Consider the following 21,102-nt stretch of genomic DNA (forward strand, 5'->3'; position numbering starts at 1 on the left):
TATTTTCACCCGATAATGAGTGCTATGCATACCCCTATTCATCAAATTCGACAGGATCTTTTGAGGCGGCGCGCATCATTTGCTCAATCCCCCGAATTTGATCCTGCACATGCCCATTTTTTATCGTATTTCAGTCAATTTCTACTTCAAGAAGCAGGGGCATATCAATCCATTGCATTTTGCTGGCCTTATCGTGACGAACTTGATCTACGCGAGCCCCTGCGTGAATGGCGATCCTCAAACCCGAATCGATACCTCCTATTACCCAAAGTTAGACCCGATCGGCAATTAAGCTTTTATACCTGGTCGGACTCTGACCCCCTGATTCTCAATACCTATGGGATTGCGGAACCCGATCCGACTGCAAGCGGTGTGGAAAGTAAGACCCCCGACTGCATCCTGATTCCCTGTGTTGGGTGGCTCAATTATCAGAACCAATACTGGCGGCTTGGCTATGGAGGAGGTTATTTTGATCGTACCATTGCTTCTTTGAAGCAGGCGGGGCATCGATTCACAACGATTGGCATCGCATTTGACTGGCAGGCACTAGATCTTGATCGCTGGACCCCCGAGGTTCATGATCAGGCGCTTGATTTGGTGGTCACAAACTCTGGTATCTATCGAAGCTCGATTAAGTCTTAGATGCTTGGTCCAATTGTAGATTCTGAGCAATACGAATCACGGGCTCTGCTTGGTTTAGCGAGTAAAAATGTAGTCCAGGCACTCCAGCAACGATAAGTTGCTCGCACAATGCGCTCACCACATCCTCGCCAAAGGCTTTAATCGAAGCGCTGTCATCGCCGTATGCCAAAAGACGCAGACGAATCCAGCGCGGTATTTCTGCGCCGCATGCATCTGAAAAACGTAGCAATTGGGTACTACTGGTAATCGGCATAATGCCGGCAACCACAGGTACATCAACACCTAATTGATAAGCGTCATCTACAAACCGAAAATACGCATCGCTGTTAAAAAAGTATTGGGTAATTGCTGAGTTAGCGCCCGCCTTAATTTTTTGGGCAAAGTAGGCGACATCCTTGCTGGGCGACTGCGCCTGCGGATGGGTCTCGGGATAAGCGGCTACCTCAATATGAAACCAGTCACCGGTCTCTTGGCGAATAAATTCCACTAACTGATTGGCATGCTGCAGCTCACCGTATTGCCCCATACCAGAAGGTAAATCACCACGTAAGGCCACAATTCGTTTGATACCCAACACCTTGTATTGTGCAAGAAGTTTCCCAATTAATTCCTTAGAGCTACCCACACACGATAAATGAGGAGCTACCACCTCCCCCGCCCGATGAATTGCCTCAACGGTCTGCAAAGTTCCCGATTGAGTCGAACCACCCGCACCAAAAGTCACCGAATAAAAGGCGGGCTGCAGTGCCGCTGTGATTCGCTCTCGCGTTTGCAACAAGCGCGCCTCCCCCTCCGGGGTTTTGGGGGGGAAGAACTCGACGCTTAATTCCATAGCAGACCCTTTAGCCTTTTAGTAACGGTAGGTTTCAGGCTTGAATGGGCCTTCTTTCTTAACGCCAATATAGGCAGCTTGTTGATCCGAAAGCTCCGTTAACTGTGCGTTCAATTTCTTCAGTTGCAAACGAGCAACTTTTTCATCTAAATGCTTAGGCAAGGTATAGACCCCAACAGGATATTTGTTCGTCCCTGCCGCACCCCAGAGCTCGATCTGTGCAATCACTTGATTGGCAAACGAAGAGCTCATGACATACGAAGGGTGTCCAGTACCGCAGCCTAAGTTCACTAAACGGCCCTTGGCCAAAATAATCAGGCGCTTTTCTGGAAGACCGTTGGCCGCTGGGAAGATCACGTGGTCAACCTGTGGCTTAATTTCTTCCCATTGGTATTTTTCAATACTAGCAATATCAATTTCGTTATCAAAGTGGCCGATATTGCACACAATCGCCTGGTCTTTCATCTTCTTCATATGATCGTGCGTAATAACGTGATAGTTACCAGTGGCAGTCACAAAAATATCGGCTTTGTCGGCGGCATACTCCATCGTGACTACGCGATATCCTTCCATCGCGGCCTGAAGCGCACAGATTGGATCAACCTCTGTAACCCATACTTGAGCTGAGAGGGCTCGCAATGCTTGTGCAGAGCCTTTACCCACATCACCATAACCAGCCACAACGGCAATCTTGCCGGCAATCATCACGTCAGTTGCGCGCTTAATTGCATCGACTAAGGATTCGCGGCAGCCGTACAAATTATCAAATTTGCTCTTAGTAACTGAGTCATTGACGTTAATGGCTGGGAAATGCAATTCGCCTTTGGCGTGCATTTGATAAAGACGATGCACACCCGTTGTGGTTTCTTCGGTAACGCCGTTAATCTTCGCTAACCGAGTTGAGTACCATGTTGGATCGATCGCCAATTTACTCTTAATCGCCGCAAAGAGAATACGTTCCTCTTCGCTCGTTGGATGGTTCAGAACGGCTTGGTCTTTTTCAGCCTTACTGCCTAGGTGTAGCAACAGGGTTGCGTCACCACCGTCATCCAAGATCATATTGCTGTATCCACCATCGGCCCACTCAAAGATCTTATGAGTGAAATCCCAATACTGCTCGAGGGTCTCACCTTTAATCGCAAATACTGGGGTGCCATTCGCAGCGATCGCGGCAGCAGCATGGTCTTGTGTTGAAAAAATATTGCATGATGCCCAGCGCACTTCGGCACCCAAGGCCTCAAGCGTTTCAATCAGAACCGCAGTTTGAATGGTCATGTGTAGCGATCCGGTGATGCGCGCGCCGCGCAATGGCTGCTTGGCGGCAAACTCTTCACGAATCGCCATCAAACCAGGCATCTCGGTTTCAGCAATTTTGATTTCTTTACGGCCAAAGTCGGCTAAGCCAATATCGGCAATTGCAAAATCGCCATTTAACTTTAAATCAGCAACGGTATTCATGAATAGCTCCAGCTAAAGAACGCCAGCGGAGCCAATAGTGACTCGCTAACCGCCAGCATTCGGGTTAGCGAGCGCAGTTGCAATGAAGTTACTAAGTAACTCCCCTTCAAGCCTGGGGGGCGACGATGCGCCCCTTGCAACGCTCCTTGAAGGAATTGCCTAAATTGTAATCAATTTTGGACTAGAGGCCTGCGGCAGCCTTCAAAGCAGCCGCCTTGTCCTTGCGCTCCCATGTGAATTCCGGCTCCTCGCGGCCAAAATGGCCATATGCAGCGGTCTTTTTATAAATAGGCCGCAAGAGATCAAGCATTTTCACAATACCCTTCGGACGCAGATCAAAATGCTCAGATACAAGTTTTGCAATCTGCTCATCTGCAATCTTGCCAGTACCAAAGGTGCTAACCATGACCGATGTAGGACGTGCCACACCAATCGCATACGAGATCTGAATGAGGCATTTACTGGCCAGACCTGCAGCGACCACATTCTTGGCTACATAGCGGCCAGCATAGGCAGCCGATCGATCAACCTTGGACGGATCTTTCCCAGAAAATGCACCGCCACCGTGAGGAGCTGCGCCACCATAGGTATCCACAATAATTTTGCGTCCGGTGAGGCCGCAATCGCCTTGGGGGCCGCCAATCACAAAACGGCCGGTTGGGTTTACTAAATATTTAATATCGCCCTTGATTAAATGCTTAGGTAAAACGGGTTTGATAATTTCTTCAATCACCGCTTCCCGCAATTTCTCCAGGGGAATATCCGCAGCATGCTGTGTCGATAGCACTACCGTATCAATCGAGTCAGGCTTTCCATCGACATAGCGCAAGGTCACTTGGGATTTTGCATCGGGGCGTAGCCAATTTAGACGCCCATCGCGACGCAATTGAGATTGGCGCTCGACTAGACGGTGCGACAAATAAATTGGAAGGGGCATTAACTCAGGGGTCTCATCGCAGGCATAACCAAACATTAATCCCTGATCGCCTGCACCTTGATCTAAGCCATCATCGTGCGCTTTATCAACACCTTGCGCAATGTCTGGGCTTTGTTTGTCATAAGCTACTAAAACTGCACAGCCTTTGTAATCGATGCCGTATTCAGTGTTGTCATAGCCAATCTCGCGCAGGGTATTGCGTGCGACTTGAATGTAATCAACATTGGCATTGGTGGTGATTTCACCAGCAAGAACCACTAAGCCAGTATTGCAAAGTGTCTCAGCAGCAACGCGTGCCTTTGGATCTTGTGCCAAGATGGCATCTAAGATCGAATCTGAGATTTGGTCTGCAACTTTATCGGGATGTCCCTCAGAAACCGATTCTGAGGTAAAGAAATAATCATTAGCCATTCTATTCTCCATTTAATTAAGCACTGACAACACCACGTGCCGGGGAATACAACGGCGACGCTTTAGCAGATTTTTTTAATTCGCCCCGCAAGTTGTCTTTAACTCGGCGAATAACCAAATTCTATCGCATCTATGGACTGGCCGCCAAATCGCATAGTGAATTGAATATCATTAGCAAATGTCACAGTGGGCTTTGAATTTCATTCTAAAAGGTATCGCCAGTCTCCCCTTGAGTTTGGCTCAGATTCTGGGTGGCTTGGGCGGAATGATGGCCTATGCCTTTTCCTCTCATTTTCGTGGCTTATTTCAAGAAAACTATCGCTATGCGATGCAACTTCATGGCAAGACAACTCATCCATGGAAAGCGGCTGCAGCCTCTGGCATGCTTTTTATCGATAGCCTTTGGATCTGGCATAACCCCCAAAAAGCACTTTCACGCGCTCATATTCAAGACTGGAGCCCAGTCGATCAAGCAGTTCAGGAGGGCAAGGGCTTGGTGATGCTCACACCCCATCTTGGCGGCTTTGAAATCATTCCCCGCATATTGGCAAATCATTTCCCGGCCACCATCTTGTATCGGCCGGCCCGTCAAGAATGGTTAAATCATCTGATCGAAGAGCAGCGCGCCTATCCCAATATGCACTTTGTACCCACCAATCTGCAAGGAGTGCGAAAAATGGTCAAAGCCCTTCAAGAGGGCGAGGCGATTGGCATTCTTCCAGATCAGGTGCCCAGTGGCGGCGATGGGGTGTGGGTAAAGTTTTTTAATCGCTATGCTTACACGACCCCACTGCCCGCTCGGTTAGCGAATCGCAATCAAACCCCTGTCATCTTGTTTTCAGCCATTCGCAAATCGCTTGGCCAAGGCTGGATCATTAAAACGCAACGCCTAAAGGCATTTTCAGAAGATCCCTATCAGGCGGCCACTCAAATGAACGAGGCGATTGAAGTAGTTATTCTTGAGGCTCCAGAGCAATTTATTTGGTCGTACAACCGTTATAAACACCCCGAGGGCGCCGAGCTTCCGCCCCAAGACTAATCACTCGATGAGCTGGCTACATACCCTCCTCAATTACATTGGCCTGAGCATTCTTAAGCTTTTTGCTTTCCTGCCCTACGCATGGACCGTTCAAATTGGGTACAGCCTCGGATCACTATTTGGGCGACTGCCTCACCAACGTAAATATGTTGTTCTTCGTAATTTAGAACTGTGTTTTCCAAATCTCGCCACCGATCAACTACAAACCTTAGCTAATGAGCACTGGCGCCTATTGGGTCGTGCAGTGATTGAGCGCAGCCGTGTTTGGCTTGGCAGTGCAGAACAAATTTTCTCGATGGTCGACATTGAGACCGAAATTCCTTTGGGAGATAACAAACCTCGGATTTTGGTGATCCCCCACTTTGTCGGCTTTGAATGTGGATTCATGGCGCTCTCCGCCCTTGGGGAAAAAAATGGCTGGCAGCGTGGTGCTGGCTTTTATCAAAATATGAAGAACCCATTTTTCAATCAAAAAATTATTGAATGGCGTAATCGCTTCGGTGCGAAGTCTATTAATCGACAAAATAGACTTTTTGACTTAATTCGAGAAATTCGTAAAGGTAATTTTGTCGTCATTGCCCCCGATATTGATCTTGGTCCTAAAGACTCGGTTTTTGTACCCTTTTTTGGCATACCAACCAATACAATCACTGCAATATCGCGTCTAGCAAAAGCATGTGATGCGGAAGTATGTTTGATGATCACAACACTGAATGCGGATAAGAGTAAATACATTTGCAAAATCCATAAAGCGCTACCCGATTTTCCAAGCGATGACCCGGTATCTGACACTGCTCGGTTAAATCAATACTTTGAAGAAGAAATTCGTAAACGGCCTGCTGAATACTATTGGGTTCATAAGCGCTTCAAATATCGCCCTCCAGGGGAGATAAGCTTGTATGATTAGTTACATACACTGAACGCATGTTATGAGTCGATTACGTTTTACCAAAATGCATGGCGCCGGCAATGACTTTATTGTGATTGACGCGACTCGCCAAGACATTCGATCGATTACCCCAAGCATTTGGCGCAAGCTAGCACATCGCCAACTTGGTATCGGGGCCGATCAAATCTTGCTCGTGGAGCAAAGTAACCTGCCGGATGTTGATTTTAAATACCGCATCTTGAATGCAGACGGCGGTGAAGTGGAGCAATGCGGCAATGGTTCGAGATGCTTTGTTCGCTTTGTTCATGAAGAAGGCCTCAGCACTAAAGACCAAATCCGGGTTGAGGTGCGCAATGGTCTTCTAACGCTTAAACGCTTAACGAACGGATATGTAGAAGTTGATATGGGCAGCCCCGTCTTTGCCCCTCACGATATTCCATTTGATCCCTCGGGCCTTACAAGCAAACAAGAATTACACGAAACTCTTTATGCGCTTCCACTTAGCCGCAATAGCGGTGCACATGCCGATTGGATTGCTGCTGTATCAATGGGTAACCCTCATGCCGTTCAAGTGGTCGAAGATATTGATAGCGCACCAGTATTAACGGATGGTGCTCTCATTGAGTCACACCCTGCTTTTCCAAATCGAGTCAACGCTGGCTTCATGCAGGTGATTGATCGCCATTCAATTCGATTACGAGTTTATGAACGTGGGGTAGGCGAGACCCTATCGTGCGGCACCGGAGCGTGTGCTGCAGCAGTATCGAGCATTCGACGCGGACTGCTAGATTCCCCCGTGAAGGTAAGCACCCGTGGCGGGGAGCTCGAAATTTTGTGGGATGGCTTTCAGAATCCCCATGCCCCTGTTTTGATGCGCGGACCCACTCAAACCGTGTATCAGGGCGAAATTGATTTAAATACGCTTTAAATTCCGTATCGAGCGCGGTAATTTTGAACTGCGGGTAGATGTGTTTGTAATTGCTGATCATTTGATTGCTGTAAATAACGCATTAAGCTATCCAAATTAGCGATTGCAATTACTGGTAAACCAAATTCTTGCCCGACACTTTGTACCGCAGAATATTGGCCAATGTTGACTGCGTCTCCTGATTTTTCCATGCGATCGAGCGCAATTAATACCGCGCAGGGCTTGGCACCGGCCCGTTCAATTAAATCAACCGACTCACGCACCGAGGTGCCCGCTGAAATCACATCATCAATAATGACAACCCGACCACAAACTGGAGCACCAATCAGGGTTCCGCCTTCACCGTGATCTTTGGCCTCTTTGCGGTTATAGGCAAACGGGGTATTACAACCGGCATGCGCTAGTGCGATTGCCGTACTCGCCGCCAAAGTAATGCCCTTGTATGCGGGCCCAAAGAGCATATCAAAATCAATTTTGGATTCCAGTAGTGCTTGGGCATAAAACTCACCTAGCCTTCCCAGATGTGCACCATCATTAAAGAGTCCGGCATTAAAAAAATAGGGGGACAGTCGCCCAGCCTTCGTTTTAAACTCGCCAAAGGACAATACTTTTGCCTCAAGCGCGAATTGAATAAAGTCCGATTGAATTTGTTCTGAATTTACACTCATAGGCCTGTATGTTACGCATCATTTCTGCCAATATCAATGGTATTCGCTCAGCAGCCAAAAAAGGCTTTATGGAGTGGATGCAGGATCAGCGTGCTGATTTTATCTGTGTCCAAGAACTCAAGGCTCAAGAAGCTGACCTAGAAAGCACAATCCTCTCACCCGATGGACTAAATACCTATTTCCATTACGCCGAGAAAAAAGGGTATAGTGGCTCCGGGATCTTCACCCCTCATCCCATCGATGACTTACAAATTGGTTTTGGTAACCCTGAATTTGATGCCGAAGGGCGCTATGTCGAGATCTCGATAGGCTCCCTGTCAGTGGTCTCGGTCTACATGCCTTCTGGCTCAAGTTCTCCTGAACGACAAGAGGCTAAATTTCGTTTTCTAGATGCGTTTTTACCCCACCTCATCAAACTTCGAAACAAAGGGCGGCAAATTGTTTTGTGCGGGGATGTCAACATTGCGCATCAAGAGATTGATCTTAAAAACTGGAAAGGTAATTTAAAAAATTCTGGGTTCTTACCGGAAGAGCGCGCTTGGCTAACCAGACTGTTTACCGAAGAAGGCTATATGGACGTCTATCGACATCTCGAGCCTCATGCGAGTGACACTTGTTATACCTGGTGGAGTCAGCGCGGCCAAGCGTATACCAATAATGTTGGATGGCGCATTGATTATCAAATCGCCACACCAGAGTTTGGCAAATCCGCTAAGAAGGCGAGTGTTTATAAAAAACAGCGCTTCTCAGACCATGCGCCGCTTACGATTGAATATGACTGGAAACTTTAGCCTGCATCCGAATCGCGATTCCAATCAAGATGAGTACTGGGATACCAATCAATGCGGTTGAAATAAAAAAGCTCTCATAGCCAAAGCGATCGACATACACCCCAGAAAATCCTGCCAGCCATTTTGGCAGCAACAGCATCATCGAACTAAATAATGCGTATTGCGTTGCTGAATATTGCACATTGGTTAATGAAGAAAGGTAGGCGATAAACGCAGCTGACGCAATGCCGGAGCTCAGATTATCGGCTGAGATCACCCAAACTAAACCGGTCAGATCATGGCCTCGCGTACTGAGCCATGCAAAAAGAAAATTGCTGGCCGCCGAGAGAATGGCTCCTAAAAACAGAATGCGCATCACTCCAAAACGCAGCGCCAGAACCCCACCAATAAATGCGCCCAATAGGGTCATGATGACCCCAAATACTTTAGTGACTGCCGCCACCTCATCCTTGGTATAGCCCATATCCACATAAAACGGGTTCGCCATAATCCCCATCACAACATCACTGATGCGGTAGACCGCAATCAGTGCCAGAATCAAAAGAGCATGCCAGCGGTAGCGGCCAATAAAATCTGCAAATGGCTGAATCAGGGTTTGGTGCAACCACTCGCCTGTGGTACGCGCTTTGGGTAGCTGAACCATTTGGGGCTCAGGGCTTAGTAAAGTGGTGATCACACCAACGCCCATCGACAATGCCATTACCAAATACGCAAATTGCCAAGCGTTGGCAAAGTAGAGGCTGGTGCTTTCTTCAGCACGGGCCGCCAGCCACAATGCTCCAGCTCCTGCCCAAATCATGGCTAAGCGATAGCCCGTTTGATAACTCGCTGCTAAAGCAGCCTGGTACTCTGGCTTGGCCGACTCGATCCGAAAGGCATCCAGTGCAATATCTTGTGTGGCTGAAGCAAAGGCAACCAACAATGCAAACCAAATAATGATCTGTAAATCTTGTTTAGGATCGTTCATGGCCATACCGACTAGACCAATCATGATGAGCGCTTGAGCGAATAGCAACCAACTGCGCCGACGCCCTAAGTATTTTGTAACCCCAGGAATTGGTACCCGGTCCACTAAGGGAGCCCAGAGCCATTTACCAGCATAGAACAGACCCACCCACGATAAATAGCCAATGGTGCTGCGATCAATGCCAAGCTCCCTTAAACGAAAACTTAAGGTGCCCAATACTAAGAGAAGTGGAAGACCGGCCGAGAATCCTAAAAAGAAAATACGAATACTAGGCCACTCAAAATAGACCCGTAAATCACTGAACCACGAGCGAATGCTATTTGGCTCCACGCACGCGGTAGATTGCTAAGCTACCAAATAAATTAGGTAACCAGTGGACTGTCTTGCCATGATGCAAAACAACCCGCCCCAAAATCTCAATTCCTAATTTGTGTGCCAAGGCTTCAAAATCAGCAATGGTCAGAACTCGTACATTGGGGGTATTGAACCACTCATAGGGCAAGGATTTCGAAACAGGCATGCGACCAAGCGCGACTGCATAGCGGTGTGACCAGTGTCCAAAGTTTGGGAAAGATACAACGCATTGCTTTCCAACCCGCACCACCTCACGCAAGATTCGCTCGGTTTGATGGATCGTCTGTAGAGTTTGAGACAGCACAACAGTATCAAAGCTTTGATCCTTGAAAAGCGCTAAACCACCTTCTAAATCCTGCTGGATTACGTTTAAGCCCTTTTCCACACACGCCAATACCGCGCTATCTTTAATTTCAACACCATAAGTAATCGCTTGACGCTTTGTACGAATGAACTCGAGGAACGATCCATCACCACAACCCAAGTCTAGTAAAGAGCTGTTCGTTTCAACCCAATTAGCGATCGCATCAAAATCAGATCTTAATTGCATTGCGCCCCCGCCATCGTCGCAAAATAGGCTCGCACTAGGCGATGGTAGCGCTCATCATTAAGTAAGAATGCATCATGTCCATGCGGTGCATCAATTTCAGCATAGCTCACATCTGCTTTGTTGTTGAGTAGAGCTTGCACGATTTCGCGACTACGATCAGGTGAAAACCGCCAGTCCGTTGAAAAACTGATGACTAAAAATTTAGCTTGAGCATGCGCTAGGGCTTGACTCAAGTCCCCCTGATGACGTTTTGCTGGATCAAAATAGTCTAGCGCACGCGTAATTAGCAAATACGTATTGGCATCAAAATATCCCGAGAACTTATCGCCCTGATGCCGCAAATAACTCTCAACGGCAAACTCCACATCAAAACTAAAACGATATTCGTCTGGCGCGCCAGCTAAGCGCTGCAAATCACGCCCAAACTTTTCAGCCATATCATCGTCTGATAGATAAGTAATATGTCCCACCATCCGCGCTAAGCGCAAGCCTCGCTTGGGAACGACGCCATGCTTGTAATAATCGCCGCCATAAAAATCAGGGTCTGACAAAATTGCATTGCGCGCAACCTCATTAAATGCGATATTTTGTGCACTAAGCTTTGGCGTCGAGGCAATAACCACACAATGGGCAACACGCTCTGGATATTGGATCGCCCATGACATGGCCTGCATACCACCTAAACTGCCCCCCATAACCGCCGCAAACTTCTCAATCCCCATCTGATCGGCTAAACGTGCTTGTGCGTTAACCCAATCCTCAACGGTGAGCACTGGAAAGCGAGCCCCATAGGGTTCATTGGTTTGTGGGTTAATGCTCATCGGGCCCGTTGAGCCAAAACATGAGCCTAGATTATTTACCCCAATCACAAAAAAGTGATTGGTATCGACTGGCTTGCCAGGTCCAACCATGTTGTCCCACCAACCCAACTCATTGGCACTGTCTGGATCAATGCCTGCAACGTGATGCGATGCATTGAGCGCATGGCAAATTAGAACCGCATTGCTTGCATTTACATTCAGCCGTCCATAAGTCTCAACGACTAAATCGTATTGACCAATGCTAGCCCCGCTTTGCAACCTCAGCGGTGCATCAAAATGATAGGTTTTCTTTGAAAGATACAACTCACTCATGCAGTCAGCAGAATTCGTAGGCTTGGCTCAATTCCTTCGCTGGGTAACTTCTTAAAACCACTTCGAGCAAAGCGATGCCAGCGACCAACCACATAACTCATCAGAAGCGCAGACTGCAAGCCAGCCGTATCGGTAACAGCTCCATCCTGATGTTGACTCTGTGCAATCCGCAATGATTGCTTTAAGGATGTTTCGACGCGATCCAAAACTTGATTGATACGCTCTTGTAGCCGCTCGTCTTCCTGCAGCAATGCGTCGCCCAATAAAACGCGCACCATACCAGGATTTTTCTCAGCAAAAACCAAGAGCATTTGCACCATCCCCTTCACTTGTGCAATGCCCAATTCCTCTTTTTGATTGATCTGATTAATCAGTCCAAAAATGGTTTGCTCGATAAATGCTATTAATCCCTCAAACATTTGCGCCTTACTAGCAAAATGTCGATAGAGAGCAGCCTCTGAAACACCAATCTTGGCAGCCAAAGCGGCTGTGGTGACGCGATCCCCACTTGGGTTTTGCAACATCTCGGCCAAAATTTGCAGAATTTGTAAACGACGCTCGCCCGGGCGTGGGCGCTTACGCGTCTTGGTATCGCCCCCGCTAACCTCAGAAGCTGATTCTTGATGAAGGGGGCTACCGCTACTGTTCATGATTTATTTTTTATCTAGAACGTATCATGGTACCAAAAGCTTGTTCGGTCAGAATTTCTAAGAGTAGAGAGTGCTCAATACGCCCATCAATAATATGAACCGAGTTGACGCCGCTCTTGGCGGCATCTAACGCAGATGAAATTTTGGGTAGCATGCCCCCTGAAATCGTACCGTCTGCAAAGAGCGCATCGATCTCGCGCGCACTTAAATCGGTCAAGAGCTTACCTGATTTATCCATGACGCCCGGTATGTTGGTCATCATCACCAATTTCTCAGCTTTGAGGATTTCGGCCATTTTGCCCGCAACTAGGTCCGCGTTGATGTTGTAGGCCTGACCCTCTTCACTAAAGCCAATCGGTGAAATTACGGGAATAAAGGCGTCATCTTGTAAGGCTTTCACCACGGCCGGATTAATCGATTCGATTTCACCGACAAAGCCGAGATCGATTGGGGCACCAGAGGGGGTTTGCTCATTAGGCACCATCATTTTCTTGGCATGAATCAAACCGCCATCTTTGCCAGTTAGACCAACCGCTTGACCGCCAAAATGATTAATTAACATCACGATGTCCTGCTGCACTTCGCCGCCCAACACCCACTCAACCACTTCCATGGTCTCCTCATCCGTAACCCGCATTCCCTGAATAAAGGTGCCGGTCTTACCAATTTTCTTGAGGGCCTCATCAATTTGAGGGCCGCCACCATGAACGACAACAGGGTTCATACCAACTAGTTTTAGCAAAATCACATCGCGCGCAAAACTCTCTTTGAGACGCTCTTCAACCATGGCGTTGCCGCCGTACTTAATCACAATGGTTTTGCCATGGTATTGCCGAATATAAGGCAAGGCCTCGGCCAGAATCTCGGCCTTCAATAATGGGGGGATGTCAGCGAGTGTTGGTACTGCTTTAGTCATGATGAATAGAAATCCTATTCACCAAATAACTTTTGGCGCAGCTCACGACGCTCTTGAGCCTCGAGTGAGAGATTAGCGGTTGGACGGGCAATTAGGCGCGATAAGCCAATCGCCTCACCGGTTTCTTCGCACCATCCATAGTCACCCGACTCAATCCTTGCCAACGCTTGCTCAACTTTCTTTAAGAGCTTACGCTCACGATCCCGGGTTCGAAGCTCTAACGCGTGCTCCTCTTCAATCGTCGCCCGATCAGCAGGATCGGGGACCAGTATGTTTTCACGTAAGTGCTCGGTCGTTTCACTCGCATGCTTCAAGATATCTTCTTTGAGCGTCTGCAATTTAGTACGAAAGAACTCCAGCTGAGCAGCATTCATGTAGTCCTTTTCAGACATCTTTAGTAATTCAGCCTCAGTTAGGGGGGCGCCCTTAGCGGACGATCCAGAAGCTTTCTTGCTGGACTCAGCAGACTTCGCTTTGGTACTCGCTTCTTTTGTCGTCATCGTTTTTCCTTCGTTCCAAATAATCAACACCTTAAACCCTAGAGCAAAATCGCCAATCAGGGTTACTACTAAAAGTGGCCTAATTGCACTTTCAAGGGTGCATTATTACGCTTTCTATAAAAGTTTCAATGGCTTTTTAATTACGACCGTGGCGGCGCATTGTACAGTAATCCAATTAATTCAATTAGTTAGCCAAGCAGCCTTCTAATCCGGCCAGCAAAGTATCTTTTGGTAGATCAATCCCAATAAATACCATCCGAGTTTGTTTGGGCTCCGCCCCCCATGGGCCAGCCAAATCACTACCCATCATTTCATGAACGCCCTGAAGAACCACTTTGCGGGCCGAGCCCTTCACATACAAGACGCCTTTGTAGCGCAACATCTTCTCCCCAAACACAGACAAGACCCCTCCTAAGAAGTCCTCTAACTTGCGGTGATCAAAGGGTTTGTCGCTCTTAAAAACAAATGATTGAATCCGATCGGTATGACCATGGTGATTGTGATGATTGTGGCCATGGTCATGGTGATGCTCATGATCATGGTGGTGATCATGACCGCACTCGCTATGGTCGTGATCATCCTCTTCCAAAAAATGGGGGTCAATATCAAGCTTCGCGTTTAAATTAAATCCCCGCAAATCCAAGACGGAATCGAGCGGCACAACACCCTTTGTAATTGTTTGGATAGGTGCTCTCGGGTTCATATGCATCAACCGATTTTTTAGAGCCGCAATTTCTTCTGGGCCTGCAAGGTCTGTTTTAGTAATAAAGATGCGATCGGCAAAGCCAACTTGGCGCTGCACTTCCTCGTGCTCGTTGAGTTGTTTCTGTCCGTGCTTAGCATCGACCAGCGTAACAACGGCATCTAACACGTAATGATTCGCAATGTCATCATCAATAAAAAACGTTTGCGCAACCGGACCAGGATTTGCCACACCAGTCGTTTCAATGACAACCTGGTCAAACTGAATTTTTTTACTCTTGCGCTGCTCCCACAACTGATTTAAGGCCTCAACCAAATCGCCACGGATCGAACAACAGACACAGCCATTGCTCATTTGCACGATTTGCTCTTGCGTATCTTGAACCAGAATATCGTTATCGATATTCTCTTCACCAAACTCGTTTTCGATCACCGCAATTTTTTTGCCATGCTCACCAGTCAAAATGTGTTTTAACAAAGTGGTCTTACCGCTACCTAAAAATCCCGTGAGAATCGTTACTGGTATTAATGCCATCGTGATGTCATTTCTAAAAAGAATGGATAAAGAGCTATCTTACCGATTATTGGGTACGCTGGAGCAGCAATCCCTTGAGATACTCCCCTTCCGGAAAACTAGCCAGAACTGGGTGATCCACTCCCGCTGCCAAACGCCGCAGGATCCGATAATTTGTTTCTTGATCTTGCATATGTGCCAAGGCCTCATTAACGGATGAAGCGATCATTTGCTCAAAATGCTCGAGGCTAACAGCGCCCGAGCAGGAAAATGTGAATAGCAAGCCGCCCGGATTGAGTAATTGCAAGGCAGCGCGATTAATTTCTTTATAAGCCTTTAGGGCACGCTCAAGATGCTGAGCCGATGGGGCAAACTTTGGGGGGTCCAAGACGATTAAATCAAATTTTTCCTGGGCGCCCCGCAATTCTCGAAGGGTAGCAAAGGCATCGGCATCATGCCAGGTGGCCAATTCCGAAGAATAACCATTCATTATCATTTGACGCTGTGCCAAAGCCAGTGCATCGCCGGAGGAATCAACTGACATGACACTCTTTGCCCCTCCTTGCAAAGCAGCCAAAGAGAAGCCGCCGGTGTAACAAAACATATTGAGCACCCGGCGATTGCTTGCATGCTCAGAGACCATCTTACGGTTATCGCGCTGGTCAATATAAAAACCCGTCTTATGCCCTCCGAGTACATCGATGCCATACTGAACTCCATGCTCATTGACCAAAACGAGCTCGCCATCATGCTCCCCAACCAAAATACCGCTCTGCTCTGGCAATCCCTCTCGGGCTCGCACTGTAGCATCCGATCGCTCGACCATCAAAGAGCACTGGGTTTGCTCTTGTAAGGCGCTGATGATGGCATCTCGCCAATATTCCACACCTGCACTTAGAAATTGACAAACAATTACGCGGTCATATTGGTCAACAATCAGACCAGGCAATCCATCGGCCTCGCCAGCAATTAATCGAATTGCATTTGTGCCCTTTATCCATTGCTGCCGATGCTGTATTGCGGTACTAATTTTGCGCTTGAAGAAGGCATGATCGATGGCTTCGGTTTCATTCCATGACCAAACGCGCACACGGATCTTCGAGAGCGGACTGTAGGCTCCCTTAGCAATCCAACGACCATCTTGACTAAGGATCTGAACTGTTGCGCCCGCTTTTGGCTTTCCATCAACCCGCTTGATTGCAGTGCCATAGACCCAAGGGTGCCTGCGCACAATGGGCCGCTCTTTCCCGGCCTCAAGGATGATGTTGTAGTTCACGCTTTATTACTCTTCACTTTGGCGCGGGGGTGAGCATTGTCATAGGCTTTTGCTAGATGCTGAAAATCCAGCGCAGTATAAATTTGCGTACTGGCAATACTCGCGTGACCCAGCATTTCTTGTACGGCTCGCAAGTCATGGGACGATTGCAGAACATGGCTGGCAAAGCTGTGGCGCATCATATGTGGGTGCACATGAGTCGGCAAACCGGCACGAATAGCCATTGATCGCAAACGGGCCTGAACGGTTCGTGGCGCAAGCCGCTTACCCACAATAGATACAAATAAAGCTTGCTGATCCTGCAACGTTAATAAAGCGCGTTGCGATTTCCAACGCTGTAGCGCTGCCATGGCAGGCTTTCCAACTGGAATGGTTCTGCGCTTATTGCCCTTACCAAGAACCGAAACCTCACTTGCAGTCCAATCAATCCAACCCAAAGAATCTCGACTGGGCTCACTATCTAAGCCTAGGAGCTCTGAGAGGCGCAAGCCTGATGAGTACAAAAGTTCGATCAAAGCATGATCACGACTCAGTTCCCAATTGTCGTTTTCAGCCGCCTCCTTGGCAGCAAACTCAATGAGGGCTAGTGCTTGTTCTACCGATAATGCCTTTGGCAGTAACTTACTGCGTTTGGGAGCCTTGATATCAGCGACCGGATTTGATCCTAGTTCGAGCTGACCTTTACATTCCAACAGGAGCCAGTCATAAAAACCGCGCCATGCTGATAAAACCCGAGCAATCGATCGCGCAGACAATCCCTTCGCATGAAGTATTGCAGTCCAACGACGAATGAGCGCATGATTTATTTCATCGATCGCACACTTCTCGGCTTGCGCACTCTCGCAGAGAATTTTTAAATCGGCGCGATACGCTTTAATCGTATGAACTGATAATTGCCGCACAACATGCAAGTTATTTAGGTAAGCCTCGATCTTTGCCGAGAGAGTGTCCACAATCGTTTACTTATCTTGAGCTTAACCGGCAACCCGCCGCAACGCTGCTGCAGCCAAACCAGCAATTTGTCTTAAATAAAACACGCCCATATCCTCTGTAAAACGTTCACCGTCTTTACTAAGAAGGGCTAAGCCAGCAAAGCGATTTTGCTCCAATGGTATTGCTAATATCGCAACGCTCTGCCAATCATCATCGGCCTGTAAATGGGCTAGCTTTTCTTTAAATACATCTGGGCATTTCGCGAAGGACTGGCAAATGGGGCGTTCTAGCAATGCCTCAAACGCAGAATCGATTGGCAATACTTTACAAACCTCGACCTCAAAGACAGAGGAAAGGCCACTCTCAATTGCGCTACTTACTTGCTGGCTATCTTGCGCTTCAATCAGCTTTTGTAACCAAGCAACCATTGCTACTTGGGTCTTATCATTGCGACTGCCAAAACGCAGCATTTCGTTTAAGCGGGAGTTGAGTTCTTGATTTTGTGAACGTAACAAATGCATTTGCCGCTCTTGCAAGGAGATGGCTCGATCGCTGTTGGGATCTTTTAGGCGAACCTCTTGCAACACTTCAGCATGACGCTCAAAAAAACCTGGGCAAGCTTTTAGCCATTGGGCCACTAAGGCTTCTTGTTCATCCTGACTAAGCTCTGGAGCACTCATCACATTTCCTATCCATTTTGTAATTTCTTACGCAATAACTCATTGAGTTGCTGAGGGTTTGCTTTACCTTGTGAGGCTTTCATCACCTGCCCAATTAAAGCGTTAAAGGCTTTCTCTTTGCCAGACTTAAACTCCTCAACGGATTTTAGATTGGCCTGCAATACCCCATCAATAAGCGCCTCAAGGGCGCCAATATCGGTAATTTGCTTTAATCCCCGTTGCTCAATGATTTCATCAATTGAGATGGCCGGTTTATTGGCAAGCGCATCTTCCCAAATGAAGATGAATATCTCTTTTGCAATCTTGTTGGAAATCGTTCCGTCTAAAGAACGATTAAGTAGCGCCTCGATCTGAGCAATATCAATTGGTAATTCATGAGCAGATAAATTCGAGCGATTTAACGCCGAGGCCAAATCACCTGCAATGAAGTTCGCAATGGTCTTTGCATGTTTTGCGCCTAAACGGCGGACCAGCTCCATAAATAAATCGGCTGTGGCTCGATCCTGGCTGAGGATCTGACTATCATAAGGGCTTAGTCCATATTCAGATTGCCATTGCGCGCGTAGCGTGGCTGGTAATGCTGGCATACCAGCACGAATTTCTTCAATCCAATCCGAATGAATGACGAGCGGTAATAAATCAGGGTCTGGGAAATACCGATAATCTTGTGCATCTTCTTTACTGCGCATGCTGCGCGTTTCCTGAAGATCAGGGTCATATAAACGTGTCTCCTGAATGACCGTACCGCCATCTTCAATCAATTCAATTTGGCGACGCACTTCATACTGAATGGCTTCCTCTAAGAATCGGAAGGAATTTAAATTCTTTATCTCGCAACGTGTCCCGAATTCACTCTGTCCCATGGGCCGCACCGATACATTGGCATCGCATCGAAACGAGCCTTCTTGCATATTGCCATCGCATACCCCTAACCACACCACTAATGCATGAAGGGCTTTGGCATAAGCAACCGCCTCAGCAGCACTGCGCATTACGGGCTCAGTCACAATTTCTAAAAGAGGAGTGCCGGCTCTATTTAAATCAATCCCGCTAGCTGGTTCGCCATGAGGGCCAACAAAGTTCTCGTGAACGGATTTACCAGCATCTTCCTCTAAGTGGGCTCGCGTTAACTCAACCACCTTTGTCTGGCCATCGACAACGATTTCAATTTGTCCACCGACGACTACTGGTATCTCATATTGACTGATTTGATAGCCTTTAGGCAGATCAGGATAAAAATAATTTTTACGGGCAAAAATACTGCGCGGAGAAATCTGGGCACCAATCGCCAAGCCAAAGCGAATCGCGTGCTCAACTGCTTGACGATTAAGAACGGGTAATACTCCCGGTAACGCTAAATCAACTGCACATGCTTGCGTATTTGGCTGAGCCCCAAATTGCGTACTCGCCCCACTAAATATCTTGGAATGGGTTAACAGTTGCGTATGCGTTTCAAGTCCGATGACAATTTCCCACTTCATCATGCAATCCCTTCGGGTTTGCGCAAATGCCAATCGCTTGCTTGCTGATACTGGTGCGCAACTTGCAATAGTCGAGCCTCAGAGAAATAATTTCCAATCAATTGCATACCAATTGGCAATCCAGCGCTTGAGAATCCGCAGGGCGCACTCATCGCTGGCAAACCCGCCAAATTCGCTGACAAAGTGTATATATCCTCAAGGTACATCTGTAAGGGATCTTTCGTCTTTTCACCCAGACCCCAAGCAACATCTGGAGCTACTGGCCCCAAAATCACATCACACTGAGTAAAGGCCTGTGCAAAATCTGCTGCGATGATGCGACGAATCTTCTGGGCTTGCAGATAGTAAGCGTCGTAATAACCGTGCGATAAGACATAACTACCAATTAAGATCCGTCGCTTCACTTCCGCACCAAAACCCTCACTACGGGAACGTTGATACATCTCTAATAAATCAGAGTACTCGCTCGCGCGATGACCATAACGCACCCCGTCGTAACGACTCAAGTTACTCGACGCTTCAGCGGGAGCTAAAACGTAATACACCGGGATTGATAGCTTAGTTTTTGGCAAACTCACTTCGCAAACAGCAGCGCCCAAAGACTGAAGCACCTCTTTAGCAGCTAGAACCGCTTGCGCTACATCGTGCGAAAGGCCTTCGGCAAAGAATTCTTTTGGCAAACCAATTCTTAGACCAGTTAAGGGTTTTTTAGAATCTTCGCCCGACCAAGCTTGATTGAGAAAACGCCCATAGTCTTCGCCGCTATCAGCAAGGGATGTTGAATCGCGCGGATCGTGCGTCGACATCGCGCTTAGTAATAGGGCGCAATCCTCGGCAGTTTTTCCAATTGGGCCCGCCTGATCCAATGAGGAGGCGTAAGCAATCATGCCGTATCGTGAAACACGTCCATAGGTTGGCTTGATGCCGGTCAGGCCACAAAAAGCAGCGGGCTGGCGGATCGATCCACCGGTATCGGTTCCCGTCGCAATCGGCGCCAAACCTGCGGCAACTGCGACCGCTGAGCCGCCTGAAGAACCACCAGCAACCCGCTGTGTATTCCAAGGATTAAGTGCCGGCCCAAATGCTGAGTTCTCATTGGAGGAACCCATTGCAAATTCATCCATATTGGTTTTGCCTAGGCACACCATTCCTGCAGCCTTTGGATTATCTGCGTCTGGCAAGCCCAAACTTGCCACCACGGCTGCATCAAAAGGGCTTTTATAGCCTGCCAACATTTTTGAGGCGGCTGTGGTGGCCCATTCTTTGGTAACAAAGACATCTTTATGGGCAATCGGGATTCCGGTTAAGGGGCCAGTAACCCCTTGTGATATCAACTGATCAGCACGTCTGGCCTGCGCTCGCGTCTGATCTGGCAAAACATCAAGGTAGGCATTTAGATGCTGATATTTTGTCATCCGCCCCAGAAAAAATTCACATAACTCTAGGCTGGATATTTCCTTACTAATCAATGACTTAGATAAGCTTTTTAGGGTTTGGTGCTGCCAATTCATTCGATCACCCTCGGGACCAAAAAGTAACCCTCGGCTTGGGCGGGTGCGTTCGCCATATTCTGTTCCCGCGTATTTGCCTCGGTGCATGCGTCGGCCCTCAAAGGCTGAGCCAAATCTTCTATAAACAAAATGGGGTGGGGCAAAGGCTCAATCTGCTCAGTATTGACCGCTTGCATTTGTTCGACGAGAGCAAAAACGGCCTCTAATTGTGGCAGCACTACCTCGGCTTCTGAGGCGCTTAACTCCAGGCGCGAGAGCTTCGCTATACGGTGAACTTCATTTATATCCATGGGGTGCTAGAGTATCATTTCATCTTTGAGCTAATTAATATTTCTATTTT

22 protein-coding genes and 1 riboswitch are annotated in these 21,102 nt (G+C 47.8%); of the genes, 5 read left to right on the forward strand and 17 right to left on the reverse strand.

Translation table 11 applies throughout. From position 1 onward, the window contains the following. Positions 1–24 precede the first annotated feature (24 nt). On the forward strand, positions 25–642 hold the full coding sequence (locus tag QUE60_RS08815) for a 5-formyltetrahydrofolate cyclo-ligase (protein ID WP_286223664.1): 618 nt from the start codon (positions 25–27) through the stop codon (positions 640–642). Here the strand turns inward: QUE60_RS08815 and metF are convergent. The 3 genes from metF to metK form a co-directional block, all read right to left on the reverse strand. After that, positions 632–1,474, reverse strand: coding sequence for a methylenetetrahydrofolate reductase [NAD(P)H] (gene metF, locus QUE60_RS08820; protein ID WP_286223665.1), 843 nt, complete (start codon positions 1,472–1,474; stop codon positions 632–634). The genes QUE60_RS08815 and metF overlap by 11 nt on opposite strands. A gap of 18 nt (positions 1,475–1,492) precedes the next feature. Beyond that, a complete protein-coding gene (ahcY, locus tag QUE60_RS08825; protein ID WP_286223666.1) occupies positions 1,493–2,932 on the reverse strand; it encodes an adenosylhomocysteinase in 1,440 nt (479 codons plus the stop codon). Positions 2,933–2,994: 62 nt separating this feature from the next. Beyond that, positions 2,995–3,086, reverse strand: a riboswitch (S-adenosyl-L-homocysteine riboswitch). 27 nt (positions 3,087–3,113) lie between these two features. Beyond that, on the reverse strand, positions 3,114–4,280 hold the full coding sequence (gene metK / locus QUE60_RS08830; RefSeq protein ID WP_286226777.1) for a methionine adenosyltransferase: 1,167 nt from the start codon (positions 4,278–4,280) through the stop codon (positions 3,114–3,116). Between the two features lie 178 nt (positions 4,281–4,458). Here metK and QUE60_RS08835 point away from each other — a divergent pair, with 178 nt between their 5' ends. Genes QUE60_RS08835 through dapF form a run of 3 tightly spaced genes read left to right on the forward strand, consistent with a single transcriptional unit; the run spans position 4,459 to position 7,136 of the window. Continuing rightward, positions 4,459–5,319, forward strand: coding sequence for a lysophospholipid acyltransferase family protein (locus tag QUE60_RS08835; protein WP_286223668.1), 861 nt, complete (start codon positions 4,459–4,461; stop codon positions 5,317–5,319). Positions 5,320–5,326: 7 nt separating this feature from the next. Continuing rightward, positions 5,327–6,226, forward strand: a complete 900-nt coding sequence (locus QUE60_RS08840; RefSeq protein ID WP_286223669.1) for an LpxL/LpxP family acyltransferase — start codon at positions 5,327–5,329, stop codon at positions 6,224–6,226. A gap of 22 nt (positions 6,227–6,248) precedes the next feature. Continuing rightward, positions 6,249–7,136: a diaminopimelate epimerase gene (dapF, locus tag QUE60_RS08845; protein WP_286223670.1), complete on the forward strand. Its 888-nt coding sequence runs from the start codon at positions 6,249–6,251 to the stop codon at positions 7,134–7,136. On the opposite strand, the gene pyrE is transcribed toward dapF, so the two are convergent. After that, the gene (gene pyrE, locus QUE60_RS08850; protein WP_286223671.1) at positions 7,133–7,804 is read right to left on the reverse strand and encodes an orotate phosphoribosyltransferase; all 672 of its coding nucleotides are present in this window, start codon (positions 7,802–7,804) and stop codon (positions 7,133–7,135) included. The two genes, dapF and pyrE, sit on opposite strands and share 4 nt — an antisense overlap. An 8-nt stretch (positions 7,805–7,812) precedes the next feature. On the opposite strand from pyrE, the gene QUE60_RS08855 reads away from it, so the two are divergent. Next, complete coding sequence (locus tag QUE60_RS08855; RefSeq protein ID WP_286226778.1) at positions 7,813–8,595, forward strand: exodeoxyribonuclease III; 783 nt, start codon at positions 7,813–7,815, stop codon at positions 8,593–8,595. Here the strand turns inward: QUE60_RS08855 and QUE60_RS08860 are convergent. The 13 genes from QUE60_RS08860 to gatC form a co-directional block, all read right to left on the reverse strand. Further along, entirely contained in the window at positions 8,567–9,892 is a 1,326-nt protein-coding gene (locus QUE60_RS08860) for an AmpG family muropeptide MFS transporter (RefSeq protein ID WP_286223673.1), read from the reverse strand. The genes QUE60_RS08855 and QUE60_RS08860 overlap by 29 nt on opposite strands. Then, entirely contained in the window at positions 9,879–10,466 is a 588-nt protein-coding gene (gene metW, locus QUE60_RS08865) for a methionine biosynthesis protein MetW (RefSeq protein WP_286223674.1), read from the reverse strand. The genes QUE60_RS08860 and metW overlap by 14 nt, the downstream gene beginning before the upstream one ends. Then, entirely contained in the window at positions 10,457–11,599 is a 1,143-nt protein-coding gene (gene metX / locus QUE60_RS08870; RefSeq protein WP_286226779.1) for a homoserine O-succinyltransferase MetX, read from the reverse strand. Before metX ends, metW begins: the two co-directional genes overlap by 10 nt. Next, positions 11,596–12,249 (reverse strand): nucleoid occlusion factor SlmA, encoded by a 654-nt coding sequence (gene slmA / locus QUE60_RS08875; RefSeq protein ID WP_286223676.1) that lies wholly within the window; start codon positions 12,247–12,249, stop codon positions 11,596–11,598. Before slmA ends, metX begins: the two co-directional genes overlap by 4 nt. Positions 12,250–12,259: 10 nt before the next feature. After that, a complete protein-coding gene (argB, locus tag QUE60_RS08880; protein ID WP_108509220.1) occupies positions 12,260–13,165 on the reverse strand; it encodes an acetylglutamate kinase in 906 nt (301 codons plus the stop codon). 14 nt (positions 13,166–13,179) lie between these two features. Next, positions 13,180–13,665, reverse strand: coding sequence for an RNA polymerase-binding protein DksA (gene dksA / locus QUE60_RS08885; RefSeq protein WP_286226780.1), 486 nt, complete (start codon positions 13,663–13,665; stop codon positions 13,180–13,182). A gap of 184 nt (positions 13,666–13,849) precedes the next feature. Continuing rightward, positions 13,850–14,902 (reverse strand): CobW family GTP-binding protein, encoded by a 1,053-nt coding sequence (locus QUE60_RS08890; protein WP_286223678.1) that lies wholly within the window; start codon positions 14,900–14,902, stop codon positions 13,850–13,852. Positions 14,903–14,948: 46 nt separating this feature from the next. Continuing rightward, positions 14,949–16,157, reverse strand: a complete 1,209-nt coding sequence (locus tag QUE60_RS08895; protein ID WP_286226781.1) for a class I SAM-dependent rRNA methyltransferase — start codon at positions 16,155–16,157, stop codon at positions 14,949–14,951. Continuing rightward, complete coding sequence (locus tag QUE60_RS08900) at positions 16,154–17,110, reverse strand: tyrosine recombinase XerC (protein WP_286226782.1); 957 nt, start codon at positions 17,108–17,110, stop codon at positions 16,154–16,156. Before QUE60_RS08900 ends, QUE60_RS08895 begins: the two co-directional genes overlap by 4 nt. A 21-nt stretch (positions 17,111–17,131) precedes the next feature. Then, the gene (locus QUE60_RS08905) at positions 17,132–17,770 is read right to left on the reverse strand and encodes a DUF484 family protein (protein WP_286223681.1); all 639 of its coding nucleotides are present in this window, start codon (positions 17,768–17,770) and stop codon (positions 17,132–17,134) included. A gap of 8 nt (positions 17,771–17,778) precedes the next feature. Then, complete coding sequence (gene gatB / locus QUE60_RS08910) at positions 17,779–19,254, reverse strand: Asp-tRNA(Asn)/Glu-tRNA(Gln) amidotransferase subunit GatB (RefSeq protein WP_286226783.1); 1,476 nt, start codon at positions 19,252–19,254, stop codon at positions 17,779–17,781. Next, positions 19,251–20,762, reverse strand: a complete 1,512-nt coding sequence (gene gatA / locus QUE60_RS08915) for an Asp-tRNA(Asn)/Glu-tRNA(Gln) amidotransferase subunit GatA (protein ID WP_286226784.1) — start codon at positions 20,760–20,762, stop codon at positions 19,251–19,253. The genes gatB and gatA overlap by 4 nt, the downstream gene beginning before the upstream one ends. Continuing rightward, positions 20,759–21,052 carry an Asp-tRNA(Asn)/Glu-tRNA(Gln) amidotransferase subunit GatC gene (gene gatC / locus QUE60_RS08920; RefSeq protein WP_286225388.1) on the reverse strand — a complete coding sequence of 98 codons (294 nt, stop codon included), beginning with the start codon at positions 21,050–21,052 and terminating at the stop codon, positions 20,759–20,761. The genes gatA and gatC overlap by 4 nt, the downstream gene beginning before the upstream one ends. Between the last annotated feature and the right edge of the window lie 50 nt (positions 21,053–21,102).

This window comes from Polynucleobacter sp. HIN11, from assembly GCF_030297675.1.
Classification (GTDB): domain Bacteria; phylum Pseudomonadota; class Gammaproteobacteria; order Burkholderiales; family Burkholderiaceae; genus Polynucleobacter.